General features: G+C 65.3%; 23 protein-coding genes and 1 pseudogene. 8 read left to right on the forward strand and 16 right to left on the reverse strand.

The window, feature by feature from the left end; genetic code table 11:
• Positions 1-248: 248 nt before the first annotated feature.
• From EH231_RS11500 to EH231_RS11520, 5 genes are all read left to right on the forward strand, one after another.
• On the forward strand, positions 249-950 hold the full coding sequence (locus tag EH231_RS11500) for an SDR family NAD(P)-dependent oxidoreductase (RefSeq protein WP_090435250.1): 702 nt from the start codon (positions 249-251) through the stop codon (positions 948-950).
• Between the two features lie 45 nt (positions 951-995).
• Positions 996-1871, forward strand: coding sequence for a mycofactocin-coupled SDR family oxidoreductase (locus EH231_RS11505; protein ID WP_090435247.1), 876 nt, complete (start codon positions 996-998; stop codon positions 1869-1871).
• A gap of 34 nt (positions 1872-1905) precedes the next feature.
• The gene (locus tag EH231_RS11510; protein WP_090435245.1) at positions 1906-2100 is read left to right on the forward strand and encodes a ferredoxin; all 195 of its coding nucleotides are present in this window, start codon (positions 1906-1908) and stop codon (positions 2098-2100) included.
• Between the two features lie 31 nt (positions 2101-2131).
• Complete coding sequence (locus tag EH231_RS11515; protein WP_090435242.1) at positions 2132-3526, forward strand: cytochrome P450; 1395 nt, start codon at positions 2132-2134, stop codon at positions 3524-3526.
• A 117-nt stretch (positions 3527-3643) separates the two neighbouring features.
• Complete coding sequence (locus EH231_RS11520) at positions 3644-3991, forward strand: hemophore-related protein (protein ID WP_090435239.1); 348 nt, start codon at positions 3644-3646, stop codon at positions 3989-3991.
• 88 nt (positions 3992-4079) lie between these two features.
• Here EH231_RS11520 and EH231_RS11525 read toward each other — a convergent pair whose 3' ends face one another.
• From EH231_RS11525 to EH231_RS11575, 11 genes and pseudogenes are all read right to left on the reverse strand, one after another.
• Positions 4080-4859: a spirocyclase AveC family protein gene (locus tag EH231_RS11525; RefSeq protein WP_124712456.1), complete on the reverse strand. Its 780-nt coding sequence runs from the start codon at positions 4857-4859 to the stop codon at positions 4080-4082.
• A 144-nt stretch (positions 4860-5003) separates the two neighbouring features.
• Positions 5004-5882: a mycofactocin-coupled SDR family oxidoreductase gene (locus tag EH231_RS11530; RefSeq protein ID WP_090435232.1), complete on the reverse strand. Its 879-nt coding sequence runs from the start codon at positions 5880-5882 to the stop codon at positions 5004-5006.
• 25 nt (positions 5883-5907) lie between these two features.
• A complete protein-coding gene (locus tag EH231_RS11535; RefSeq protein WP_090435229.1) occupies positions 5908-7188 on the reverse strand; it encodes a cytochrome P450 in 1281 nt (426 codons plus the stop codon).
• Between the two features lie 181 nt (positions 7189-7369).
• Positions 7370-7577: pseudogene (locus EH231_RS34905) on the reverse strand (short-chain dehydrogenase); the annotation flags it as partial.
• The gene (locus tag EH231_RS11545; RefSeq protein ID WP_124712457.1) at positions 7574-8797 is read right to left on the reverse strand and encodes a cytochrome P450; all 1224 of its coding nucleotides are present in this window, start codon (positions 8795-8797) and stop codon (positions 7574-7576) included. The pseudogene EH231_RS34905 and the gene EH231_RS11545, both read right to left, overlap by 4 nt.
• A 12-nt stretch (positions 8798-8809) precedes the next feature.
• Entirely contained in the window at positions 8810-10294 is a 1485-nt protein-coding gene (locus EH231_RS11550) for an aldehyde dehydrogenase family protein (protein WP_124712458.1), read from the reverse strand.
• Positions 10287-11210 carry an SDR family oxidoreductase gene (locus tag EH231_RS11555; RefSeq protein ID WP_124712459.1) on the reverse strand — a complete coding sequence of 308 codons (924 nt, stop codon included), beginning with the start codon at positions 11208-11210 and terminating at the stop codon, positions 10287-10289. The genes EH231_RS11550 and EH231_RS11555 overlap by 8 nt, the downstream gene beginning before the upstream one ends.
• Entirely contained in the window at positions 11203-12333 is a 1131-nt protein-coding gene (locus EH231_RS11560; protein ID WP_090435212.1) for a spirocyclase AveC family protein, read from the reverse strand. Before EH231_RS11560 ends, EH231_RS11555 begins: the two co-directional genes overlap by 8 nt.
• Position 12334: 1 nt before the next feature.
• Positions 12335-13450 (reverse strand): ABC transporter substrate-binding protein, encoded by a 1116-nt coding sequence (locus EH231_RS11565; protein WP_044522353.1) that lies wholly within the window; start codon positions 13448-13450, stop codon positions 12335-12337.
• 85 nt (positions 13451-13535) lie between these two features.
• The gene (locus EH231_RS11570; RefSeq protein WP_124712460.1) at positions 13536-14384 is read right to left on the reverse strand and encodes a CbbQ/NirQ/NorQ/GpvN family protein; all 849 of its coding nucleotides are present in this window, start codon (positions 14382-14384) and stop codon (positions 13536-13538) included.
• A 155-nt stretch (positions 14385-14539) separates the two neighbouring features.
• The gene (locus EH231_RS11575; RefSeq protein ID WP_124714256.1) at positions 14540-16192 is read right to left on the reverse strand and encodes a nitric oxide reductase activation protein NorD; all 1653 of its coding nucleotides are present in this window, start codon (positions 16190-16192) and stop codon (positions 14540-14542) included.
• A 158-nt stretch (positions 16193-16350) separates the two neighbouring features.
• Between EH231_RS11575 and EH231_RS11580 the strand changes: the two genes are divergently transcribed.
• A complete protein-coding gene (locus tag EH231_RS11580) occupies positions 16351-17280 on the forward strand; it encodes an SDR family NAD(P)-dependent oxidoreductase (RefSeq protein WP_124712461.1) in 930 nt (309 codons plus the stop codon).
• 187 nt (positions 17281-17467) lie between these two features.
• Positions 17468-18787 (forward strand): TetR/AcrR family transcriptional regulator, encoded by a 1320-nt coding sequence (locus EH231_RS11585; RefSeq protein WP_124712462.1) that lies wholly within the window; start codon positions 17468-17470, stop codon positions 18785-18787.
• Between the two features lie 34 nt (positions 18788-18821).
• Here EH231_RS11585 and EH231_RS11590 read toward each other — a convergent pair whose 3' ends face one another.
• The 5 genes from EH231_RS11590 to EH231_RS11610 all read right to left on the reverse strand — a co-directional run bounded on the left by EH231_RS11590 (position 18822) and on the right by EH231_RS11610 (position 24221).
• The gene (locus tag EH231_RS11590) at positions 18822-19613 is read right to left on the reverse strand and encodes a class I SAM-dependent methyltransferase (RefSeq protein WP_241177930.1); all 792 of its coding nucleotides are present in this window, start codon (positions 19611-19613) and stop codon (positions 18822-18824) included.
• A gap of 242 nt (positions 19614-19855) precedes the next feature.
• On the reverse strand, positions 19856-20938 hold the full coding sequence (locus EH231_RS11595) for an NAD(P)H-dependent amine dehydrogenase family protein (protein WP_124712464.1): 1083 nt from the start codon (positions 20936-20938) through the stop codon (positions 19856-19858).
• A 25-nt stretch (positions 20939-20963) separates the two neighbouring features.
• The gene (locus tag EH231_RS11600; RefSeq protein WP_124712465.1) at positions 20964-21926 is read right to left on the reverse strand and encodes an LLM class flavin-dependent oxidoreductase; all 963 of its coding nucleotides are present in this window, start codon (positions 21924-21926) and stop codon (positions 20964-20966) included.
• Positions 21927-22040: 114 nt separating this feature from the next.
• A complete protein-coding gene (locus tag EH231_RS11605) occupies positions 22041-23216 on the reverse strand; it encodes an acyl-CoA dehydrogenase family protein (RefSeq protein ID WP_090435197.1) in 1176 nt (391 codons plus the stop codon).
• The gene (locus tag EH231_RS11610) at positions 23217-24221 is read right to left on the reverse strand and encodes an acyl-CoA dehydrogenase family protein (protein ID WP_124712466.1); all 1005 of its coding nucleotides are present in this window, start codon (positions 24219-24221) and stop codon (positions 23217-23219) included. It abuts the gene before it with no gap.
• Positions 24222-24499: 278 nt separating this feature from the next.
• Between EH231_RS11610 and EH231_RS11615 the strand changes: the two genes are divergently transcribed.
• Entirely contained in the window at positions 24500-25612 is a 1113-nt protein-coding gene (locus tag EH231_RS11615) for an amidohydrolase family protein (RefSeq protein WP_164480855.1), read from the forward strand.
• The last annotated feature ends 11 nt before the right edge of the window (positions 25613-25623 follow it).

The raw sequence follows: 25623 nt of genomic DNA on the forward strand, positions 1-25623 counted from the left end.
CCCTACTGTGATGGAAACTGCATTCTCATCACCGGCGAATCATACATTCGCTCGATGAGAACTCAAGTGAAAGCTAGATCAGCTAGTCATGCCCCATTCGCTGCAGATCCGCCATCCGCGCAGGCGGCGCGCTGGTTGCACTCAGATCTTGCGGTGCACACCGCTCCGAGAGTACGGTTCTCATAATCGGAAGGATGATTCTTGACCCCTGAGAAAGCCCGGCTTCGCCCGGCGGCCGGAGAACTGTCATGAAGAATGCCGTTGTCACCGGAGGAGGTTCGGGCATCGGGGCAGCCATTGTCGCCCGGTTGCGCGCCGACGGCCTCAACGTCGCGATACTCGACCTGCAGCCATCGGATGACGATTTCGCGCATGTCGCGGATGTGACCGACCGCGCAGCTGTCGACACCGCACTCAATGCGGTTCGGGCCCAACTCGGCCCGATCTCGGTGCTGGTCAACGCCGCCGGCCTGGACTGCTTCAAGCGCTTCAGCGATGTCTCGTTCGAGAAGTGGCAGCAGATCATCGACGTCAACCTCAATGGCGTATTCCACTGCATCCAGGCAGCACTGCCAGACATGCTCGAGGCCGGCTGGGGTCGCATCGTCAACATCTCGTCGTCGAGCACGCATTCGGGCCAGCCCTTCATGTCGCCCTATGTCGCGGCCAAGTCCGCGGTGAACGGCCTGACGAAGAGCCTGGCGCTGGAACTGGGCCCCAGCGGCATCACGGTCAATGCCGTGCCGCCGGGCTTCATCGACACGCCCATGCTGCGCAAGGCCGAAGGCAAGGGCTTCCTCGGGGACACCGACAGGCAGATCGAGCAGACCCCGGTGCGGCGCATGGGCAAGCCGGAAGACATCGCCGCCGCCTGCGCCTTCTTCGTCTCCGACGAGGCGAGCTACATCACCGGCCAGATCCTCGGCGTCAACGGCGGCCGTAACACCTGACGCGCACGCGGCGCACCCGAAACATCATCAGCGAAAGGAACAAACGTGGGAAACAGCGCAGAAGGCCGGGTTGCCGGGAAAGTCGCATTCATCACCGGCGCGGCACGTGGTCAGGGGCGCAGCCATGCAATCCGGCTGGCCGAAGAGGGCGCCGACATCATCGCGGTCGACATCTGTAAGAACTACGACACCGTCGGCTACCCGATGGCGACGGCAGAAGACCTCGAGGAGACCAAGAACTACGTCGAGAAGACCGGTCGGCGCATCGTCACCGCCCAGGCCGACGTCCGCAACGAGGCCGAACTGCGTAGCGCGCTGGAATCGGGACTCGCGGAGTTCGGCAAGCTCGACATCGTCGTGGCGCAGGCCGGCATCGCCGCGATGAAGGGGCAGCCCGCGATGCAGGCCTGGACCGACGGCATCAACACCAACTTCGTGGGCACCATCAACGCCATCCAGGTCGCGCTTCCGCACCTCAAGGAGGGCGCTTCGATCATCGCGACCGCATCGGCCGCCGCGCTGATGGACGCCCACAACAAGCCCAACCCTGGCGCCGATCCCGGCGGCATGGGCTACATGATCTCCAAGCGCCTCATCTCCGAGTACGTGCATGCACTCGCCACCGAGCTGGCGGTGCGCGGCATCCGCGCCAACGTCATCCACCCCACCAACTGCAACACCAACATGTTGCAGAGCGAGCCGATGTACCGCTCGTTCCGGCCGGATCTGGAGAACCCGACGCGCGCCGACGCCGAACCGGTTTTCGGTGTGCAGCAGGCGATGAAGGTCAACTTCATCGAGCCCGAGGACATCAGCAACGCGGTGTTGTGGCTGGCTTCCGAGGAGTCACGCTTCGTCACCGGCATGCAGCTGCGGGTCGATGCCGGCGGCTACCTCAAGTGGTACGACTACCACGTGTGATGCCGTACCCACTGATTGGAAAGGAGTTGTCGTAGTGAAGGTTTCGGTCGATGCCAGTCGCTGCCAGGGCCACACCCTGTGCTCGATGATCGCGCCCGACTCGTTCGTCCTCGACGACGTCGACGGTCACGCGTCACCGGTTTCCGATGTGGTGCCGGCAGATCAGGCGGACGCGGTGCGCGAGGCCGCGCACTCCTGCCCCGAGCAAGCCATCGTCATCGAAGATTGACGCAGACCGAAAGGCCAAGGGAGACAACGCCGTGAGTGTCGACAGCGATGAGCCGCGTGCGCGAAGAGCAGAACGCGATGTCACGACCGACGACGACCGTAAAAAGAACAACTATCACTTCGACCGGCACACCCCGGAATATCGGGAGCAGTTCGAGAAGATCACCGAGGAGATGCAGTCCAAGTGCCCGATGGCGTGGACTGACGCCTACAACGGGCACTGGGTCGCAGCGGACAGCAAGCACGTTTTCGAGCTGGCCCGCTGCCCGGTGGTCTCCAACCACCACGACATCAGCGGTGAAACGCCCTACCAGGGCATCACCATTCCCAAGGCCAGCCGCGCCACCGTGGTGCGTGGCGGCATCCTGGAGATGGACGAGCCGGAGCACAGCGCCTATCGCGGCGCGCTGAACCCGTACCTGTCGCCCGCCGCCATCAAGCGGTGGGAACCGTTCGTCGACGAAATCACGCGCGCCGCCCTGGACGAGCACATCGAGTCCGGCCGCATAGATTTCGTCGAGCATCTGGCCAACGTCGTTCCCGCCGTGTTCACCCTCGCGATGATGGGTATCGAACTCAAGAAGTGGAACGTCTACAGCGAGCCGACGCACGCGTCGGTGTACACCCCCGAGCACTCCCCCGATCGCGAGAAGATCAACGAGCAGCATCGCGAGATGGGCATCGACATCATCAACAACATGATGGAGATCCGGGAGAATCCACGCCCTGGGCTGGTGAACGCGATGCTGCAGTTGCGGATCGACGGTGAGCCGGCCCCCGACATGGAGATCCTCGGCAACCTCGGTCTGGTCATCGGCGGCGGTTTCGACACCACCACGGCCCTCACCGCGCACGCCCTGGAGTGGCTCGGCGAACATCCGGACGAGCGCGAGCGGCTGTCCCGTGAACGCGACAGCCTGCTGCATCCCGCCACGGAGGAGTTCCTGCGGTTCTTCACCCCGGCGCCTGGTGACGGCCGGACCTTCTCCGAAGACGTCGAGGTCGAAGGCCAGCAGTTCAAGCAGTACGAGCGGCTGTGGCTGTCCTGGGCGATGGCCAACCGCGATCCGTCGGTGTTCGACCAGCCCAACGAGGTCATCCTGGATCGCAAGGGCAATCGGCATTTCAGCTTCGGCATCGGTGTGCACCGCTGCGTCGGTTCGAATGTGGCCCGCACGGTGTTCAAGTCGATGCTCACCGCCGTCCTCGATCGGATGCCGGACTATGTCTGCGACCCCGAGGGCGCGGTTCACTACGACACCATCGGCGTCATCCAAGGCATGCGCAACCTTCCGGCCACGTTCACGCCGAGCAAGCCACTTGGTCCGGGTCTGGACGAGACGCTGGAGAAACTGCAGCGCATCTGCGTCGAGCAGGAACTCGCCCGACCGATCACCGAGCGCAAGGAGCGCGCGGTCATCGACTGAGGCCGGTTTTGTGAGGACGCCTTGTACGTCTGCCGCCTGTTAACCTCGAATGAGGTCGGGTCCGGCAAACGTGCAAGGCGTCGCCTTTTTGGGCGAACAACATGGGGGTTCCAACAGGTGATCAAGTCTTCTTTCAAGTACATCGCGGCCGCCCTCGGTGGGTTCGCCGTGGCGGTTCCGCTGACTGTGCTCTCTTCGGGGTTGGCATCCGCCCAGCCCGATTTCAGTGGCGTGGTCAACACGACATGTAGCTACGAGCAGGTGATGGCGGCGCTCAACGCTCAGCGTCCCGACCTGGCCCAGCAGTTCAACGCTTCCCCGTTCGCCCAGGGCGCGTTGCGCAACTTCCTGGCCTCGGGGCCCGCCCAGCGTCAGCAGACGGTGGCCCAACTGCAGGCCAGCCCGGCCGCTCAGGAGTACTTCGGGCCGATCAACTCGATCGCGGGCAGCTGCAACAACTACTGATCTTTCCCGCGTTGTCACGCTGGAGCGGCGCCGGATCTCGACCGCCACTCCAGCGTGACATTTGCGCACCCTGACAAGCGCCGGCCGGCTATTTCGGCTGATTCGGCACTCCGGGGAACAACTGCTCGGTCGGCCCCACGGTCACCCACCCGCCCAGTTTGGTGACCAAGTGCGGCGCGAAGACCGAGGCGTAGACCGCGTGCCCGACCACGATCACGGCGATCACCGACAGCACTGCCGACTGCAGCCGCGTCTTGGAGATCTTGTCGGCCCACATCTCGATCACGTTGCGGCCCTCGGCGTCGGTCCGGCCCAGCAGGTAGGTGAACACCATCATCTGCACACCCATCGCGATGGCGTCGTAGATCGGGTACTGGTGTTTGGTCCCCTCCCACAGGCCCAGCCCCTCGATCACGTAGCCGTAGTAGAACAGGCCGAGCCGCGCGCCGATGATCGCATTGAAGAACAAGGCCCAGCAGAAGCCGACCACGAATCCCACCAGCAACAGCGTCTGCGGCCGCCGCCAGTTCCACTTCCCGGCTGCCCACCGCCCGAGTGCGGCACCGATGATCGCCGGCAACACGAAGTAACCCATGTAGCCGACGGGTACCGCCGAGGGGAGCCCTCCCCACGTCATGTTGAGCGGCCACCACGATGGCATCCGCGGCAGCGCGGGCGGAAACTGTGCGTACATCGCCCAGTCGTAGGGCGCTTCGATCCAGGAGAACGAGAGCGCCGAGATGCAGAGCAACAGCAGCGGATGCAGACGCCCGCGCCGGTAACTCAGATAGATCCCGACCGCCAGGAAACCCAGGCCGGTGATGTACGCGAAGGCCACCCCGGCTTTGATCAGGAAGTCGACGCTCACGGCTCGACCTCCTCGGCCGGCCTGCGCCGCGCTTCAGGATCGAAGTAGAGCACCAGGCCGACGATCAACACGATCAGGACGAACAGGCTGCCGAGCATGATGAGGGCGCCCACCGCCACCTCCTTCTAGATGCGATGCCCGGCGCTATCGGCCAGGCCCGTTGGGCCACTTGAGCAATGAGCCCCCATCGACGCGGATCTGCTGTCCGGTGATGTAGCGGCTGTCGTCGCTGGCCAGGAACACACCGAGGTTGGCCATGTCCTCTGGTTCGATATACGGGATCGGCATCGCCTGGAAGATCGTGAACAACGGCTCGGCATCCTCACGGGTTGCCTTCTTGCCCTCGGCGGTCAGATCGGGCCGGAACATGGAGTACATGCCGTCGTTCTGCAGCAGGTGGGTGTTGCAGTTGGTGGGGTGAATGGCGTTGACCCGGATCATCTTCGGAGCCAGGTGCAGGCTCATCTCCTCGACGTACTCGATGACGACGCGCTTGCTCCATCCATACCCCGCCCCGCCGGGGCCCATGTTGGGGTTGTCGGTGGTGCCCCGGATCATGCCGGCGGTCGATCCGGTGACGATGATCGACGATCCGTCGGGCAGGTGCGGGACGGTGACCGCGACGGTATTCATCACCCCGACCAGGTCCACGTCGGAGGCGTCGACGAACTGCATGGGATCCGGCCTGCCCATCGCCATCGGAAGGATGCCGGCGTTGGCGACCACGATGTCGATCTTGCCGAGGTCGGCGATCCCGGCCTCGACCGCATCCCGCAGCTCATGGCGCTCCCGGACATCGGCGACGCGGGCGACGATGCGCCGGCCGAGCTCCTTGATCGCCCTTTCGGTTTCGGCCAGGTCATCGGGCGTGGCCAACGGGTAGGGGTTTGACGGGATGTCGCGGCAGATGTCGACCGCGATGATGTCGGCACCTTCCCTGGCCATCGCGATCGCGTGCGCCCGCCCCTGTCCGCGGGCGGCGCCGGTGATGAAAGCGACCTTGCCATCGAGCTTTCCGGTCATCTGTGCTCCTAGTTGTGCTGGCCGGTCAGGCGGCCGGTTTGAATTCGATGTGAAGCTCGCTGAGCCCACGCATGATGAACGTCGGCTCATAGGTGTATCGGCGGTCCTCGGCGGGACCGTGGTGCTCGGTGGAGATCGTGATGTCGGACATCCGGTCCAAGATCCGGTTCAGAGATATCCGGCCTTCCGCGCGCGCCAGTGGCGCGCCCGGGCAGGAGTGCACTCCCCGGATGAACGCGATCTGTTCGCGCACGTTTCCACGATCAGGCTGGAAGGTGTTGGGGTCCGCGAATTTTCGCTCGTCACGATTGCATGCCCCCGGCAGCACCATGACGGTGGTCCCGGCGGGCACCTCGATGTCACCGATACTGGTGGTCTTGCTGGCCATCCGGAAGTGAGATTTGACCGGGCTCTCCATCCGCAGCGTCTCTTCGAGGAACGACGGGATCCTGCCCCGGTCGTCGCGCAGCATCGTCTCGAAGCCCGGGTTGTCCGCGATGAACCGGACCGCCGAGCTGACCAGCTTCGTCGTGGTCTCCGTACCCGCTGCGAACAGGAACGTCGACAGGTTCATGACGTCCTCGATGTCGGGGGTCGATCCGTCCTCGTACTTGGCCAACGCCAGACCGGTCAGCACGTCCTCGCGCGGTGCGCGCCTGCGGTCCTCGATGTAGGCGTAGAACTTGTCGTTGAGCCACTGCAGGGGGTTGTGCGTTGTCGGTGCCTCCTTACCGAGCTCACCGACCGTCTCCAGCGCGAACGCCGCCTTGAACTCCTCATGGTCCTCGCCCGGAACTCCCAGGAGATCGGCAATGACCAAGAGCGAGAACGGCTTGGCGTAATCGGCCAGGAACTCGGCCGATCCGCGGTCGACGAATGTGTCGAGTTGCTGATCGGCCAGCCGCCACATGAAGTCCTCGTTCTCCTTGAGCCGCTTGGGAGTGATCAGCTTGTTCATCAGACCGCGCGTCCGGGTGTGCAGCGGGGGATCCTGCGAGGTGATGTGCTCACCCATCGGCACCGCGAGCCGGTGCTCCTCGATCAGCTCCGACACGTCGTCACTCTCCCCCGGTCCGAACGGCAGGCCGGAGAACGGTCCCGCCACCGACACACACGACGAGAACGCCGGATCCTTATAGACGGCCAGCGCCTCGTCGTAGCCGGTGACGGCCAGCACGTTGAACGGAGTGGCATGGGCCACCGGGCATTTCGACCGTAGGTGGTCGAAGTAGGGGTAGGGGTCCGGCACCAGTGATTCGTCGGTGAAGAAATCCACTTCTTCGAAGCCGGAACGGATTTGGGTCATTGTTTCGCCTCCTGTACGGGTCGGCCGGAACCTACTTCCAAGACCTGCCCGGTGCTGAGATCCATGATCGTGCCGAGGTTTTCGGCGATGTCCTCCGCGGTCAACGGGGTCTGGTTGATGCCCTGCGAGGCCACTACGATCGCGGCGGCGCCGGCCTCGTCGGCCACCGACGCGAAGCAGGTCACCGACTCGCCGCCTGCCGCCTTGATCTCCGCAACCACCTCGGTGGCCGGTTCCGCCGAAGAGCCGTCACCGTCGATACCCACGCCGTAGTCGGCGACGACGACGCGCGCGCCCTTCGAGGCCAGCAACAGTGCGTGACTACGGCCGACGCCCCTGCCCCCGCCTGTCACGATCGCCACCCGACCGTCGTAACGGAGTTCGGTCATCGGGCGCCGGCCACATCGAAGAGAACCGGCAGCGAGGTCGGCGACCGGAAGACCTGTCCACGGATGTGCGGGTCGTCTCCGTCCGGGTCCAGCCGCAGGTTGGGCAGTCGGTCCAGCAGAAGGTTGATGGCAGTGCGCATTTCGAGCCGAGCGAGGTGCATGCCCAGACACACGTGCACCCCGTGGCCCCAGCCGAGATTGCCCTTGGACGCACGGAAGATGTCGAACGCGTCCGGATCGGCCCACCGGTCGTCCTGCCGGTTCGCCGAACCGAGCATCGGCATCACCGAACAGCCTTCCGGAATGTGAACGCCGCCGAGCTCGGTGTCACACGTCGTGGTGCGCGTGATGGTCAGCAGCGGCGGGTTCCAGCGCACCGCTTCCTCGATGGCCTGCGGCAGCAACGACCGGTCGGCCCGGACCGCGTCCAGCTGCGTTGTGTCCGAGAGCAACCCGAACAGCAGGTTGCCCAGCGACCGATAGGTGGTCTCCACCCCGGCGGGCAGCAGCAGTCGCAGGAACGAGAAGATCTCCTCGTCGGTGAGCTTCTCGCCGTCGATCTCCGCCTCGGCGAGAAGGCTGATCATGTCTTCCTTCGGCTCGGCGCGCCGGGCCTGCAGGATCGGTGCGAAGTACTCGCACAGCGCGGCCGACGCCGCCAGCCCGCGCTCCGGGTTCATGATCCAGCTCAGCAGCGAGATGGACCAGCGCTGGAATTGCGGATAGTCCTCCTCCGGCAATCCCAACAAACCCGCGATGATGCGGCTCGGATAGTCGAATGTGAACGCCTTCACCAGGTCGACCTTGCCGTCGGCGGCGAACTTGTCGATGAGCTCGTTGGCGACCCGACCGACCAGCTCGTCTTCCCAACGCGCCAGAGCCTTTTGCGAGAACGCCTTCGACACCAGCGATCGCAGGCGGCCGTGCACCGGTTCGTCCATGCCCAGCATCACTCGATCGCCGAGCACCGGGCCGAATGCCGCGATGACACCGGATGACGAGAATGTCAGATTGTCGCGCAGCATCTGCTGTGCGTCCTCGTAGCGGTACACGATGAAGACGGGCTTGCCCTGCTCCCCTGGCATCGCGGACATGTCGATCCGCTGGATCGGTTCCTCGCGCCGAAGCCTGGCAAGCTCCGGGTACGGGTCCCGAACGTCACCCGAGACGGCGTCGTCGAACGAGCCGAAGTCCTCGAGGTCGTCAAAAAGCTGTTCCACAGAAGTTCTCCTCTATATCGCCGGGTAGGCGACGGACTTGATCTCGGTGTACTGCTCGAATCCGGCCATGCCGTTCTGGCGACCGACACCGCTGTTCTTGTAGCCGCCGAACGGTGTGTCCGCCCCGTAGCCCGCCGTGCCGTTGAGGCCGATGAACCCGGCGCGCAGCCGGCGCGCGACGGCCAGCGACCGCTCCAGCGAGCTCGACATCACGTTGCCGGCGAGTCCGTACGGGCTGTCGTTGGCGATCCGGACGGCGTCTTCTTCGTCCTCGTAGGGAATCACTACGAGGACGGGACCGAAGATCTCCTCCTGGGCGATGGTCATCGAGTTGTCCACGTCGGTGAAAAGTGTTGGACTGACCCAGAATCCCCTGTCGAACTGCTTGGGCGGCTCGGTGCTGCCGACGAGCATCGTGGCACCTTCGTCGACGCCTTCTCTGACGTAGCCGAGGATGCGGGACTGCTGCTTGGCCGAGATGACCGGGCCGCAGAGGGTTCCGGGGTCCTGGGGGTCGCCGGGCGCGATGTTCTCGTAGATGGCCTTCAGAATCGCAACGCCCTCGTCGTAGCGGGAACGCGGCAACAGCATTCTGGTAGGAGCCGCGCAGCCCTGCCCGGCGTGCAGCAACGGGCCGATACCGATCAGGCAGGCGGTGTTGAAATCCGCGTCTTCCAGGACGATCGTCGCCGATTTGCCGCCGAGTTCGAGGAAGAGCCGCTTCATCGTCGCGGCACCTTTTTCCATGATCCGCTTGCCCACGGCCGTAGAGCCGGTGAACGAGATCATGTCGACCTTGGGCGACAGGGTCAGTTCTTCGCCGACGAGGTGGTCGGATGCCGTCACGACATTCACCACACCTGCGGGGATATCGGTGTTCTCGGCGATGAGCCGGCCGAGCCGCGTGGCGTTGAAGGGAGTGTCCGGCGCCGGCTTGAGGATCACCGTGTTGCCGGTTGCCAGCGCCTGGCCCAGCTTGTTGATGGCGACCTCGAACGGAAAGTTCCACGGCACGATCGCACCGACAACCCCGACCGGTTCATGCCACACCTTGCGCGTGGTGTTCACGCCGGTGACCGACACCACGGTGTCACCGAGATCGGTTTCCCACGGGAAGGTTTCGATGAGCCGGGCCGGATACTTGAGGCCGTCGGCGAGCGGGGCATCGAGTTGTGGTCCGTGTGTCACAGCTCGCGGAGCACCCACCTCGGAGATGAGTTCCTCGCGCAATTCCTCCAACTCGCCCTCGATCGCTTCATGCAGCTGTTCGAGGCACCGCTTGCGGAAGTGGTGGTCGCTCGACCAGGCGGTCTCGTCGAATGACCGGCGGGCGGCGTCGATGGCCCGGTTCATGTCCGCCTTCGAGGCATCCGAGACCTCTCCGAGGATCTCTTCATTTGCCGGGTTGACGTTGGTGAACGTGCCTACCTCGCCGTCGACGAGCTTGCCGTCGATCAGCATTCTCGATTCGAAAGTCACTTTCGAGCGCTCAGCCATGGCGGGTGCCTTCCCCTCGGAGTGCGCCGAACCGCGGGATGCCCATCATCAGCCGGGTCATCTGGTGCAGTCCCGCCGCCGGGATCAAACGGTTGGCGATCAACAACATTCGTGCATCGGGCCCGACAGCGGTCCTGACGAACGGCTTCGAGTTGTCGAGCGCTTTCGCCAGGCCTTCGGCGAACTTCTCGGGTGATCTGGCCGCGCGTTTCATCATGGCCCGCCCGCGCTTGTCCATCGTGCGGTGATGGGGAGCATAGGGTCCGTCCAGATCACGGTCGTCTGTCGTTCCCGCGTCGGTGATGATCTCTGTGTCATAGGTCCCGGTGACCAGGATCGTGACACCGATCCCGAATGGCGCGACCTCCCCGGCCATCGATTCACCCCACCGCTCCAGCGCACCCTTGACCGCTGAATAGGGTGCGGTTGCGGGCATTCCACGCACGCCCGCGGCACTCGAGATCAGCACGATGCGGCCGCGTCCGGCCCTTCGCATGGTGGGCAGAAGAGCCTTGGTGAGCGCCACCGGGCCGAAGATGTTCGTGGCGAACATGCGCTCCCAGAGGTCGGGCGATGTTTCCTCCACCATTCCCGCCGCCGAGATACCGGCGTTGTGCACCAACGCATACGGCGCGCCGACGGCCTCCGTGATGCTCTTGGCTGCGGCCGCGATCGACGCTCCGTCGGTGAGGTCGAGCTGGACACCGATCAGCCTGTCGTCGTCCTCGCCGACTCCGACCGCCTCCCGCAGCACAGGCAGCGCCTTCTCGGGGCTCCGCATCGCAGCCACCACGCGCCACCCCTCGCGATAAAGGCGCGTGGCAGATGCGAAGCCGAGTCCCCGGGATGCCCCGGTGATGACGACAGTCCGATTCTCTTCGCGCAAGCGCTCATCGGGTGTCCGCGGCTCAGCCATCCTGGCCACCTGTCGCGCACCGGTTGCTCGTCGAACCCAACTCGACGTCGGGGTTGCGAGCGGGCCCCTGCTGCCAGGTGGACCACTTGCCTACCGAGTAAGGCCCCTCGGCTCCGTTCGCCCGGTAGAACCCTTGTGGGTCATAGATCTTGGCTTCGGGGAAGGGCCACGGGCAGGCGACGGAGGTCGCCGCGCCGCTGGCCTTGATCACCCAGAACCAGCTGCCGTAGGCGAAGTACGACACGTTGATGATCGCGAACATCACCAGGAACGTGCCGAGTACCGGCCTTGACGGGAACAGCTTCGCCTTCGCGGCGAGCTTCTCCGCCACCGACTTTCCGGTGTCGTCGCGGTAGACCAGGATCGCCGCCGGGACCATCACGAAGGTCACCGAGAGCGATTCCCAGATCAACGGGAACTGGAAGGTGCTGCCCGGGAACAACGTGCCGAACGGAATGGCCTGCGAGTAGATGTACAGCCCCGTGCGGACCAGGCTGACCTCCAGGATGGCATCGAAGATGAAGCCGATGACCAAAACCAGTGCGCCCAAACTGATCAGTGGGTGCCGGGTGACGAACGCCTCGGGACCGCGCTTGGCCTGCAGCTTGCGCAGGATCCAGATCCCCGGGAAGTACGGGCCGAAGTAGAACAGGACGTAACCGAACACGATGAACGGTTCCACCGTCGGCGACATCATGATCAGGTACCAGTTCTCCGGCCAGTGCAGCAGCATCGGGTTGTACACCGCATACGGCGACCAGTTCATGATCGGGTCCTGCCAGACGATCAACGTCGTCACCAGGACCATGAGCAGCACCGGACTGCCGGGGTTCTTCCGCCAACCGACGATGAACATGACGGTGAACACCACGACGATGATCACGGCGCCCACCTGCGGGATGATCTGCCAGTGATCGAACGCGGTCAGGAACGCGACGGGACGCGGCCGGCCCTCGACGTTCGGGTTGGCCACCCGCGGGTCGACGTCGGTCCGCCCGACGGCCGCGAACAACCCCAAGAAGCCGAGCCAAGCGAGCAGGGCGATCACGCGACCCCAGTTCGGGCCCTTGCGCGGCGGCGGTTTGACCTGAGTATCACGCGGTAGGGATTCCCTGGTGGTCACGTCATTCCTCCCCGAACCGGTCGACCAGGTGCGAATTGATACCGTCCGCATCGAGGGTCCGGGCGACCAGATAGCCCGATCCCATCCACGCGCGCCGTGTCCACTTCCCCAGGGACACCCGGGTTCCGGGTGCGCCGGAAGCCGCGGGCATCATCTTCACGCGCTCTAGTGCCTCTTTGACGCCGCGCGGGCTCAGCGGATGGGCATCGGTGAAGGCGCGCACCAGCGTGGCGGCCACGTCGTGATTGACCACCGACACGCAGTATTCGGGACGACTTCCGCTGTACCGCTTGGCGTATCGGTCAAGCCAGGCCTGTCCGACCAGGTTGCCCTCGTCGTACTGATCGACCCCGACCCAGCCGAGAAACGCGTTCCACATGATCGGGTTGACCCAGGCGTTCTGGAATGCGGTGGTGGTGAAGCGCGGGGGATCCCAGTTGACGGCCTCAAGCGCCGGATTGATGAACACGATGCCGAAACCGAACCCGAGATGGACGATCGCCTCGGCCTTCGCTTCGTGCAGCGTGCTCACCGCGGCGTTGATGTCCTGCGCCGTCTGCGCGATCGCGGCTTCGGCGACAATCCGAATGCCCTTGCGGGCACAGGCTGTTCGCAGGTTCTTCAGGTAGCTGTCGCCGATGAGGTTCTGCTCGACGAGTACGCCGATCTCGGTCAGGCCCCGCTTCGCGACCAGGTCCGCCAGGAAGATGGGTTCGTCGGTCATCGACCCCTGGGGAAAAGCGAACGTCCACTCGCCGAGCCAGTCGTCGGTTCCCGTGACACTGATGGCCGGCACCTTGAAGCGCTCTTCGATCGCCTCCCGCAGCGGCACGCAGTTGTCGGTGATGTTCGGTCCGAACACCACCAGGCAGCCCTCGTCGACCAGTTCGCCGTAGGCATCGATGACCGCTTTCACCGAACCCTTGGGCAGCCCTTCCACCTCGCGGTAGATCATCTGCACCGGCCGATCCATCAGCCCTTGCTCGACGGCTTCTTCGAACACCAGGTCAAACGTCTGGGTGAATGAAGCCAGCAGTTCGTCCGGGAAGCCCGGCGGCAAGGTGAAGTCCATCAGGTAGCCGACCTTGATGGGCTCCGCGGTGCTCTCGTATGACATCTGACCTCCATGGCGCGGGCGTTCGTCGCAGGAACACGGGGCGACCTAATATTTGTTCTGAACCTAACGGCGGTGCCGCACGGCGTCAATCACCAGCTGCCGATCCGCCCAGGTAGACATCGATGAGCTCGTGCAAACCGCGGCCCACCGCCACGTCGTCGGTCAGCGGTCCCGCGACCGCCACCCTGGCCGCCACGGTCATGGGCAGCCCCTCGGCGACCAAGCGCCCGGCGGCGATCAGCACGCGGGTCGACGCGACTTCGCGCAGGCCACCGGTCTCCAGGCGCCGGATGGCCTGCCCGAACCGCACCAGCTCGGCCGCGGTGGAACGATCGACTCCCGCCTCGTGGGCGATGATGCCCTCTTCGACTTCGGGTTCTGGAAAGCCGAACTCGATGGCCACCATCCGCTGGCGGGTCGAGTCCTTGAGGTCTTTGAGAACGCTTTGATAGCCGGGGTTGTAGGACATGACCAGACCGAACCCCGGCGCCGCGTCCAGCGTGATGCCGAGGCGCTCGATCGGCAGCTGGCGGCGATAGTCGGCGAGCGGATGCAACACCACGGTGGTGTCCTGGCGGGCTTCGACCACCTCGTCCAGGTAACAGATCGCGCCCTCGCGCACCGCGCGGGTCAGCGGGCCGTCCATCCAAACCGTCTCATCGCCCCGCAGCAGATACCGGCCGACGAGATCCGCGGTGGTGAGGTCGTCGTGGCAGGCGACGGTGATCAGCGGCCGGTCGAGGTCATGGGCCATCGCCTCGACGAAGCGCGTCTTGCCACACCCGGTCGGACCCTTCAGAACCAGCGAAAGACCCTGGCGGTACGCCGCCTTGAACACCGTCTCCTCGTTGCCGACCGGCTTGTAATAGGGACGCGTGCTCAGGGTCTGTGAGTTGGCTCCGTTCTGGTGAGCGAGTCCGGACTCGTCGGCCATCAACACACCTTTCGTCGTATCCGCGACACTGCGGTACTGAAGCGAGCCTAACGCGGAACAGATGTTTGTTTCAAGCACTTGTTGCGCAGCCGTTGCGCGAGCATCGACATTGCCAATGACATTCTGGGACTTGACATCACCGCAAGGGGCGACCTTCAGGACACCCGGCGACGAACCTCGCCAGAGCGAATCGCCGAGCGGAACAGCGGCCCGATGACGCCGGCGAGCTGATCGGGACTGGAGATGGTCGCGTGCGCGGTGCTACCGAACACCCGGCGCAAGGACTCCACGTCGGTGCTGGCGCCGATGGTCAGACAGACACAACCGGTCCCCCGGCGCCGCGCCTCGGCCAAGGCGCGTCTGGCGTCCGCGGCGCCGTAGGCCCGCTCGTAGCCGTGGTCGTAGGCCAGTCCGTCGGACAGGACGACCAGCAGTCGCCGCGATGTGCCACCGCGCTTCTCCAGGACCGACGAGCCGTGCCGGATCGCCGCTCCGAGTCGCGAATAGGCGCCGGGTTCAAGACTGTTCAGCCTTCGGATCACCTGCGCATCCAGGTGGTCGTCGAACCGTTTCACCGGGACCATGGTCACCGCGGACCGCCCCTGGGAGTAGTAGGCGTACAGCGACACCCGGTCGCCCAGGTCATGCAGCGCGACCATGAGGTGCGCCACCGCCGTGCGCTGCTGCTGGTGCACGGTGCGGCCGACGGTACCCGGCTCCGCCGTCGAGCCGGACACATCCAACAGCAACAGCACCGACAAGTCCCGGCGCCTTCGCAGACTGTCGAGATAGACCGCCTCATCCGGTACCGATCCGGCCCGGACCTCCACGCGCGCCTCCAGCGCGGCATCGATGTCGATGTCGTCGCCCTGGGGCTGGCGATGACGCCGGTGCAGACCCATGCCGAGACGAGCCAGCGGGCGCCGCACGCTGATCGCATCCTCGATCTGCTGGGTGGCATGCGCCTTGATCTGCGGGTCAGCCTCGCGGACGGTGCACCAGTCAAGCCGATAGATCCCGCGGTCGGCGTTCCATTCCGGGTACTTCACGCCCTCCGTCTTGATGTCGACGGCTGTCTCCGACGACACCGTCGCCAGCGACGAGACTGCATGCACCCCGCGTCTGGTCGAGTTGGTGCGGTGGGTCGGCGAGTCGGCGCCCGGCGGTCCCCCACCGCTGCCACCCGTCTTGCGTGACGAGGACAGCAGTTTCTTGAGCCATTTTCCGATGGCCCCGCCCCCGCCGACCGGGCTGGAGAACAGATCGGGGTCATCGGAATCGTCCCAACTATCGGGGTCGCCTTCCTCCAATTCCTCGAGTTCCTGCTTGCCCTGCCGCCGCGGCACATGTCCCACCGACTGCTGATCGGCCGGCTTGACCGCCGCGCACACCGCCAGAACCTTCTTGGCCTGAATCACCCCGAAGCCCACAGGCGGGGCGCTGAGCGCATCCCGCCCGCGGGCGATCGCCAGGGACGATGCGGCCGAATCACTGCGTTCGGCGATACTTCGGTCTGTCAGAGCGCCAAGAGAATTCGGCAGCAGTGCGTGATTGGCCAGCAGCGCACGGTGCCCCTCCACGGCCAGGTAACGTTCGGCCAATCGCCGATGCCGGACCAGGGCTCCGACCACATCGGGGTCCAGGCTGCCTGCCGCGATCAGCGACGCCTGCACGGCTACCGATTCGAGCCGTGCGCGGGCGGGCGCCGACGGGTCGACGAACACGGTCTTGCCATCGGTCCACGGTGCGCTCCCCGCGTCGGCCGGGGCCACCGCGACCGGACGCGCTGCCAGCGCGGACGCCAGCATGCCCAGACCCGAGAATCGGCCGCCGTCACCGCCACCGTCAGACACCCGATACCTCCGCCGCACGCATCGCGTTGACCAAATATCTGTTCCACCGTAGAGTTCGGCACCACGGGAGTCAATCGACCGGAGCAGGAACATCAACTAGCAAGGGCTACAAAGTGATCGACTTCAAAGACCAGGTCGCCGTGGTGACCGGCGCCGGCCGCGGCCTCGGCCGGGAGTACGCGCTCGAACTGGCACGGCGCGGGGCCGCTGTCGTGGTCAACGACCTCGGCGGCACGATGGCGGGCCAAGGCTCCGACACCGCAGTCGCCGATGAGGTCGTCGAGGAGATCACGGCCTCCGGCGGCACCGCCGTGGCGTCCTACGATTCGGTCGACAGCCAGGAGGGCGGTGAGGCGATCGTGCGCACGGCGGTCGAACGCTTCGGCCGGCTCGACGCCGTGGTCAGCAATGCCGGCATCTTCAACAGCATCCCGTTCGACGAGCTGTCCGCCGAAGAGTGGCGACGCATGTTGAGCGTTCACCTCGACGGCGGGTTCTATCTCGCCCAGCCCGCCTACCGCGTGATGAAGAGCCAGGGCTACGGCCGGTTCGTGTTCGTCGCCTCATCGGCGGGGATGTTCGGCCAGCACCTCGAGGCGCACTACGCCGCGGCCAAGTCCGGACTGGTCGGGTTGACCAACGTGATCGCACTCGAGGGTGCACCGCACGGGATTCTGGCCAACACCGTACTGCCGTTCGGTATCTCGCGAATGGTCACCGAGACCCTTGGCGATCCGAAAGTCCTTGAGGACAATGGCTTCTTCAAGGCGATTCGGCCGGAGCTGGTCGCCCCGCTGGTGGTGTACCTGGCCAGCCGCGACTGCGGGCTCAGCCACCAGAACTTCTCGGCCTGCGCGGGCCGTTTCGCCCGCGTGTTCGTCGGTTTGGGCGAGGGCTGGATGGCGCCACCGGACTCCAACCCGAGCGCCGACGACATCGCCGCGCACCTTTCGGAGGTCGCTGCGACCGAGCCGTTCACGATTCCGGGATCGATCTACGACGAAGTGTTCGGGGTGACCGAACGGCTCAGCGTCACTTCGTGACCCGGGCTGCGGCGTTGCGGTCGAGACAGTCGGCGCAACTTCGCGGACCCCGGGCGTGAGTGCTCCACCGGCACATACGGCTGCACGGGATCCCCAGCGCACCACACTGTTCTGGTAGCCTCTAACCAAATATTGGGTCAGACGCCCAAATCGTATGACGGGAGCCAGCAATCATCGTGGAGGCGCTGTGGGCCGTCCCCAGGTAACGCCTGGGGAGCGCAGGACGCTCAAGCGCACCCCAGGTCGCGCCATCGACGCCGGCTCCGCTGCTGAGGATCGCACGCGCCGGACCGAGATCCTCGAGACCGCTGCCACGTTGATCGCCACGTCGGGCCTCCGTACGTCGCTGCAGGAGATCGCGGATGCGGCCGGCATTCTGCCGGGCAGCCTGTACCACCATTTCGAATCCAAGGAAGCGATCCTGGTGGAACTGCTCGAGCGGTATCACGAGGACCTCGACCGCATCGCCGGGCAGGCCCAGACCCGGTTGGACGGTCCCGATCCCGCGTCGCCGTTCGACCGTATCGCCGAACTCGGCTCGGATATCGCTCGGTGCGCCGTCGCACACCGGGCCGCGCTCCAGATGTCGTTCTACGAGAGCCCGAGCTCCAACCCCGACCTCGTCGCACTGGCCCAGCGCCGCCCGACTGCCACGCTGGACGCCATGCAGCAGACCCTGCGGGCCGCGCGATGGGCCGGTTACCTGCGGTCGGACGTCGACCTGGCCGTACTGGCCGACCGGATCTGCCAGTCCATGCTGCAGGTCGGACTCGACGTGATGCGCCACAATGCCGCGCCGGAGAAGGTCGCCACCCTGCTGTGCCGGATCCTTCTGGAAGGCTTGTCCACCGGTCAGCCCACCGACGCCGAGCTCGACAAGTCCGTCCCGTTCATGGCAGCCGACGACGTGGTGCGGAGCTGGATCGAGGAGGCCGAGTCCGAGGCCGATGACAAGACCGCCCATATCCGGGCGGTGGCACGGGCCGAGTTCGGCCGGCGCGGCTACGAGGGCACGACCGTGCGGGATATAGCCTCGGCGGCAGGCATGGGTACCGGCACGGTGTACCGGCTCATCGGGTCGAAGGACGAACTGCTGGCGGCGATCATGCAGTCCTTCGGCGAGAAGATCGCGGTGGGCTGGACGGAGGTCCTCGGGTCCGAGGGCACCACCATCGAAAAGCTCGACGCGCTGAGCTGGATCCACACCAACGCGCTGGACCAGTTCGGAGACGAGTTCCGGATCCAGCTGGCGTGGATGCGCCAGTCGCCGCCGGACACCCCCAACCCCGGCTGGTTGTTCATGCAGCGCGTCAAGCAGGTCAAAGCGCTTCTCGCCGCGGGGATCAAGGCCGGTGACATCAGTATCGACAGCCCCTCGAACGAGATCCTGGCCCGGTCGGTCATCGGCGTGGGATGGATACCCGAGAACATTCTTCGGCAGTTGGGCACCCGCGCATCGCAGATCCACGTCCGGGACACCAGCCTGCGCGGTGTGATCGTCCGCTGATCGCGGACTGGCCGAAAACGTTCAATCTCTGGCGCTAGAAGGCATAGTGGAGCACTACATTGCCTCTCCTGGATACCGCAGTGCTCGGCGCGGTCAGCCGGTTCATCAGGCGAAGGCCCACCGGGAACCTGGCGACCTCGGGCTCTCGGGTGCAGAGGATCTCTTTGACCAACTTCAGTTTGGGGTGCCAGCGTTCGGGATACCGGGGATCGTCGAAGCCGGGGAATCTGGTGACAGCCTTGATGGATTCGGCACCGGCAAAACGCTTCTGGGCCCAGACGGCGAACTTGCTGTAGCCGTTGAACGCGATTTCCCCGCTGGGGAAGTGTTCGATGATGCGGCATACCATGGTCCTCATTTCGTCTTCGGAGAGAAACGCGATCAGCCCGTCGGCGACAATCACGGCAGGCCGGTCGGTGGGCACGGTGTCCAGCCAAGTCGGCTCGATCAGGTCAGCGCCGATGGGGTGCGGGTTGGCGTCGTGGGGCAACAATTGCGGCCGTGTCCCAACGACCTCTGGGAAGTCGACGTCGTACCAGTCGACGGTGGGCGGCGGCGTGATCCGCAGCGCCCGGCTGTCCAGCCCGGCGCCGAGGTCCAGGCCAACCGCGTCGGGGTGACGCGCGATGAACCGTTGGGCGATCTCGTCAAGCTTCTTGGCCCGATGCGCGATGTAAATCGCACTGCTCGTGGGGATGTGGAGCTTTTTGTAATCGAAATCGACCTTCCGCACGACCTCGTCGGCCATGTTGTCGCCCAGAATCGGCCGCGACAACCTGTTGTCGAGCGCTCTGCCGCAGAGCGTCAGCCACAGGCTCGCCTGCACCGCGTTGAAGGTCGGAACAGTCATAGCCATCTGGTTTCATCCTCTTCGCAGTGAGCCCGGGGACTCATCGGCTGTGCAAGAGTTCGCCGATCACCGCGTCGCGGGCTGAGCGGCCGACGCCGCACCGACTGAACGCATGTTCAGTACATTAAACACTCGTTCAGTGCGAGTCAAGGGTTTGCCTCCGCCCCGGCCAATTGCTGCCCGGACCGGTGTCGTGAGCTGGGACCGCACTGCATTGATCAGTCGAAAACGTGCCGCGGCAACGTATTCGGTATATCGAGCGAGCTCAGCAAGCCCGCAGGCGCGTCGACAACGTAGGGGATCGCGTTGACCACGCGCATCGCGGTGGCAGCCATCGCCGCCTGCCCGGCGCCGTAGCCCTCGGCCGCCCCTAGGTTCATCGCACAGTGGATGTCGGGATCGCCCTCGATGTCAACCCGGTAGGTGGCATCGAATTCCGAGGCCGGCCAATCGGGTGCGACGTCGCGTGACATCCGGATGATGTGCTCGACGACGATGGCCTCACGTCCGTTCACCACACCGGCCGCGCGCGTGCACACCGCGCCGCAGGTTCCGGCGGCGATGGTCCCGAATGCCACGGTGATGTCGCGGTCGGTGATCCTGCGATCGAGGGATCCCCGGATCTCGGACACCTCGGCCCCGAGCGCATCGGCCGTCATGTGAATCGGTGCTTTCCAAGCCATCTCGATGAATCCCGGGGTCTTCAGCATCGGCTCGAATTCCAGCGGGCGCCCGAAACCCATCCCGTCCATCATCACGTCGGCCACTGGATAGTGATCGTTGAGGGACATCTCGGTGACCGTGAGGCGGTCGATCTTCTTGGATTGTGTAGCCAGCATCAGCGCCAGTTGATCCGAGCCGAATCCGGGGAAGACTCCCGATGCGTAGAACGAACAGTTCCCGACCTTGGCCGCGGCCTCCAACTGGTCGCGCCATTCCGCCGAGTAGTAGGCCGGCGGGTACACCAGGTCGGTCGATGTCGTTGCCACCACGTTGATTCCGGCGTTCAACAGTCGCACGTAGTCCGGCACCGCGCCGGCATCGCGGTCTGGCCCGCTCGCCGCGTACACCACGCAGTCGGGGGCCAACGCGATCAGCGCGTCGGCGTCGTCGGTGGCCGGCAGGCCGAGGGGCGCACGCCCGGCCAGCACACCCGCGTCGTGTCCGACCTTCGACGGCGAATGCACCCATACGCCGGCCAGTTCGAGGTCCGGGCGCCGGGCGATCGCGTCGATCGCGATCGATCCGACGCCGCCCGTCGACCAGACGACGATCCGCAGGGGTCGCACAGGTCTTGTCATGCTTGACTCCTCATCCGACATTCGGTCATGCCCGTTCGGACGCCATGACGGCCCGTTCGAGGTAGAACCAGGCGACGTCGGGCGGCAACCCTCCGCACAGCGGTAGCAGGGGCAACGGTCTGCCCGCACGGATGTAACCGGCGGCCTCGTCGACGGTCAGGATCTGATAGGGGCCGCCTGCCTCCCGTAGCTCCGGCACGGTGTGGGCGCGCGAGATGCTCGCGACCGTATTGTCGCCGTGCCGGTAGGCGGCAGCGGTCACCGCATCGTGAAGAAGGAAGGGACCCAGCTCATCCCATGCCCGGTCCGCGTCGCCGGCCACGAACACCGCAGTGGGCGTGTTCGGCGCGGGCAACTGGACCACACCGGGTTCGTGGCCGTTGGCCCGGCATTCGGACTCGTAGAACTCCTTGAGTCCCGGGGTCGCGGACTGCGATATGAACCCGAGGCCGTGGCGGGCGGCACGTCGCGCGGCGGCCCGGGTGCCGCCCGCGATGAGCAGGTACGGTCCCGACGGATTCGCACATCCGGGTGTGACCGTGATCAGCCGGCCGTCATGGTCGACGGTCTCCCCCGCCAACAGACGAAGCAACAGTGCCACCTTCTCGTCGGCCAGCTTGCCGCGCGCGCTCATCTCCACACCGAAGTGTTCGTATTCCTCGGCGCGATGCCCGATGCCGAAGGCGTACGAGACCCGGCCACCGCTGATGATGTCCAGCGCGCAGATCTCCTCGGCCAGGCGGACCGGATCCCAGAACGGAATCGGCACCGCGGCAAGCAGAATCGGCAGTCGATCAGTGCGGGCGGCAATCGCCGAGGCGAGGACTGTCGGCGCGGCGAGGTGCCCGTCGGCGGTGCCGTGGTGCTCCGACAGCACTGCCATCACCGCGCCGCGCGTCTCGGCCCATGCGCACATGTCGATGGCGGCGCCGTAGAGGTCAGTCGTTGAGGTATGCGGCGCACGCATGTCGAATCGCAGCGTGAACATCACGCCGACTGTAACCTAAGTTTTGTTCCGCGTCACCGATAGCCGCGAGCAGACGCGAATGTCCTCGAGATCATCGGATCTCGGGGACATTCGCGTCTGGTCGGCGCGACAAACTCAGCGGCGCGGCAGCCCAAGCACCTGGGTGGCGATGATGTTGCGCTGAATCTCGGAAGTCCCGCCGGCGATGGTGCCGCCGAAGCTTCTGGCGTAACGCTCGAACCAACTCGCGAAGTAGTGGTCGAGGTTCATGTGCTCGTACGGACCCGAGGTGGTCGGGTGGATCAACCCGTCGGGACCGGCTGCGGTCAGCGCATTCTCGAACGCGTTGCGCTCGGCTTCGGATCCGAACAGCTTGAGCACCGACACCGACGCGGTGTCCGCCTCGCCGCGTGAGGCCTTCGCCAGCGCCGCGGATCCCATGGCCCGCAAGGCCTGGTAGTCCATGATCGTGGTGGCGTACTGGTCACGCTCCAGCTCGGTCTTGGGCTGGAAGTCAGCCAGCATGTTGTCGATCCGGTCGGCGAAACCGAGCCACATCATCGTGCGCTCGTGCCCGAGCGAACCGTTGGCCACACCCCACCCGCCGTTGAGCGGACCGACGAGGTTCTCGGCCGGTACCCGGGCGTCGGTGAAGAACACCTCGTTGAAGTCGAGATTCTCCTCACCGGTCATGTCGGCGAACGGCCGGCACACCACCCCCGGCGTCTCGGTCGGGATGATCAGCACGCTGATTCCCTTGTGCTTCGGCGCATCCGGGTCGGTGCGCACGAAGGTCAGCAGGAAGTCGGCGTCATGGGCGCCAGAGGTCCACACCTTCTGGCCGTTGACGACGAAGTGGTCCCCGTCCAGGACGGCGCGGGTACGCAGGGACGCGAGGTCCGAACCCGCGCTCGGCTCGCTCATGCCCAGCGAGGCGGTCTTTTCACCGCGCAGCACCGGCACCGCCCAGCGATGCTTCTGCTGCTCGGAACCGAACGTGAGCAGCGATGCCGCAATGATATTGACGCCCTGCGGGTTGAAGCTGTGGTAGATCCGGCGGCGGCACAACTCGTCGAGGTGGACGAAGGTCTGCACCACCGACGCGTTTCGTCCGCCGAACTCGGGCGGCTGAGCCGGGAGCAGCCAACCGTTGTCGAACAGCAGCCGCTGCCAGTCGCGGGCCCACTGCGGCATGTGCGATACCGACCGGGGCCGCTCGAGCGTCTGCGCCTCCGAGGGCAGGTTGGCATCGAGGAATGCGGAGAACTCGGCGCGGAACTCCTCGACATCGGAATCGAATGTCAGCTGCATTTACAGGCCCCTGTAGGTCGTGCGGTACTCGGCGGCGATCAACGCGCGGTGCTCGGCGGCGCCGCCCAGCAGGAGCTCGCCCGCCTTGGCCCGCTTGAGCGCGAACTGCACGTCGTTCTCCCAGGTGAAGCCCATGGCCCCGAACAGCTGCAGGCCATGTCGGAACACCACTGCCTGGCACTCCCCTGCGGCGGCCTTGGCCATCGCCGATGCCAGCCGCCGGCGCGGGTCGTCGGCGGCGATGGTCAGCGCGGCGAAGTACGAGAGTGCCCGTGCTCTTTCGATGGCCACGTGCATGTCGACGGCCTTGTGCTGCACGGCCTGGAACGACCCGATCGCCACACCGAACTGCTGCCGCTGCTTGACGTGTTCGAGGGCCAGATCGAGGACCCGCTGGCAGGCTCCGACCATCGTGACGGCCATGCCGGCCATGGCCAGGTGACGCGCCTTCTCGGTATCCACGTGAACGCGATCCGAGTCATCGACATGGACGTCGTCGAACGACACCTCCGCCACGTGCAGCACCGGATCGAAGACCGGGCTGCGCTTGGCCGAAACCTTGGCCGCGTCGACCAGGAACACTCCACCGTCGGTCACCACGGCCAGGTTCAGCGCACGGTCCCCGTCGAGGACGTGATGGGCGGTTCCGGTCAGCACCCAGCCGGTGGCATCCCGGTTGGCCGTCACACCGCTGTACACCGCGGTGCCGGCTTTGGCCGCGTCGAAGCGGTCCCCCGCCAGTGGCGCATATTGCGTCATGGTCGCCAGGTATGGGGTCAGGTCGGTGGCCCGGCCGAGCTCCTCCAGCACGATGGCCAGTTCCACCGCGTTCTCCGAGTCGGTGAGCTCAGTCCAGCCCTGGTCGATATAGCTCTGCCACAGCGGTGTCGGATCGACACCCTGCTCAGCCACCTCACGGACCAGCGTGGCCGGGCACTGTTTGGTCACCGCGTCACGCACGGTTTCCTGCCATAGCCGCTGATCGGCATCGAATTCGAGTAGCAACCGCCGCCTCCTGCCGCACTGTCACGTCCGGAAGGAGAATAGCATTCTCTTTCTATGGTGCGACCTTCTCCTCCGGCAAGTACCTATTCTCCGTAGCAGTCCGCTGTGCAGGTGACCAACACTGGCGATTACCTGCGACAAAGCCCCGAGGCGTTCCGAGAACTATGTTCTTGCCATGGAAGAATATGGATCTAGACTGGCTGTAAGATCCGGCGCGAGAGGCACGTTGTCATGAGCGCGTGCGCAGCTCGTTTCCAGACGGACATCGGAGGACAGTCTTGGTAATCAAAGACCCGGCGCAGCCCGGCAGTGCGGGAACGCCCCTGATCGACGCGAGCGTGCACGTCTTCTTCGGTTCGAACAAGGACCTGCGGCAGAACTTCCTCAAGGAACCCTTCGCCAGCCGCGGCTTCCCTGACTACGAGATGAACTGGTACGGCGCACCGGGTGGCGAATACGCCAAGGACACCAAGGGACCCAACCGGCAGTACCCCGGCTCCGATCCCGACATCGCCGCGCAGCATCTGTTCACCGACCGCGGCGTGGACATCGCAATCCTGCACCCGATGACCCGCGGCATCATGCCCGACCGTCACCTCGGTACCGCGCTGGCCGCCGCGCACAACGCGATGATGGTGACCCGCTGGCTCGAACACGACGAACACGGTGAACGGTTCCGCGGCACCATTCGGGTCAACCCGGACGACATCGCCGGCGCACTGCGCGAGATCGACAAGTACAAGGACCACCCGCGCGTGGTGCAGATCGGCGTGCCGATGCAGTCACGCGAACTCTATGGCAAGCCGCAGTTCTGGCCGCTGTGGGAGGCGGCCGCCGCGGCGGGCCTGCCGGTGGCCGTGCACATCGAGGGCGGGGCCGGCATCCAGTTCGCGCCGACGCCGTCCGGTAAGGCCCGGACCTACGAGCAGTACCTCGGGTTCATGGCGCTGAACTACCTGTACCACCTGATGAACATGATCGCCGAGGGCGTGTTCGAGCGGAACCCCACGCTCAAGTTCGTCTGGGCCGACGGCGCCGCGGATCTGTTGACCCCGTTCATTTGGCGGATGGATTGCTTCGGCCGCCCGCACCTGGAACAGACCCCGTGGGCACCGAAGATGCCCAGCGACTACCTGCCCGGCCACGTGTACTTCGTGCAGGGCGCGCTCGACGGTCCCGGCGACACCGATTTCACCGGCGAGTGGTTCAGCTTCACCGGCAAGGAAGACATGGTGATGTTCGGTTCCAGCTACCCGCACTGGCAGCTGAACGAACCGACGATTCCGAGCGCGTTCAGCACCGAGCAGCGCGACAAGTTGTTGTGGCGCAATGCTGCAGAGCTTTACGGACTGCAAAACGCAGTTCCCACGTCCGCGGTTGCGGCACAGTAGAGGCACGTGAG

Origin of the sequence: Mycolicibacterium nivoides (assembly GCF_003855255.1) — a bacterium.
Taxonomy (GTDB): Bacteria; Actinomycetota; Actinomycetes; order Mycobacteriales; family Mycobacteriaceae; genus Mycobacterium; species Mycobacterium nivoides.

Bases quoted from the DNA above. Each gene is read 5' to 3' on its own strand.
- EH231_RS11605 (WP_090435197.1), bottom strand. From the start codon at position 23,216: ATGCAGCTGACATTCGATTCCGATGTCGAGGAGTTCCGCGCCGAGTTC.
- EH231_RS11550 (WP_124712458.1), bottom strand. From the start codon at position 10,294: ATGGCTGAGCGCTCGAAAGTGACTTTCGAATCGAGAATGCTGATCGAC.
- EH231_RS11500 (WP_090435250.1), top strand. From the start codon at position 249: ATGAAGAATGCCGTTGTCACCGGAGGAGGTTCGGGCATCGGGGCAGCC.
- EH231_RS11565 (WP_044522353.1), bottom strand. From the start codon at position 13,450: ATGTCATACGAGAGCACCGCGGAGCCCATCAAGGTCGGCTACCTGATG.
- EH231_RS11575 (WP_124714256.1), bottom strand. From the start codon at position 16,192: ATGCTGGCGTCCGCGCTGGCAGCGCGTCCGGTCGCGGTGGCCCCGGCC.
- EH231_RS11595 (WP_124712464.1), bottom strand. From the start codon at position 20,938: ATGACAAGACCTGTGCGACCCCTGCGGATCGTCGTCTGGTCGACGGGC.
- EH231_RS11535 (WP_090435229.1), bottom strand. From the start codon at position 7,188: ATGACCCAAATCCGTTCCGGCTTCGAAGAAGTGGATTTCTTCACCGAC.
- EH231_RS11570 (WP_124712460.1), bottom strand. From the start codon at position 14,384: ATGGCCGACGAGTCCGGACTCGCTCACCAGAACGGAGCCAACTCACAG.
- EH231_RS11555 (WP_124712459.1), bottom strand. From the start codon at position 11,210: ATGGCTGAGCCGCGGACACCCGATGAGCGCTTGCGCGAAGAGAATCGG.
- EH231_RS11530 (WP_090435232.1), bottom strand. From the start codon at position 5,882: ATGACCGGAAAGCTCGATGGCAAGGTCGCTTTCATCACCGGCGCCGCC.
- EH231_RS11600 (WP_124712465.1), bottom strand. From the start codon at position 21,926: ATGTTCACGCTGCGATTCGACATGCGTGCGCCGCATACCTCAACGACT.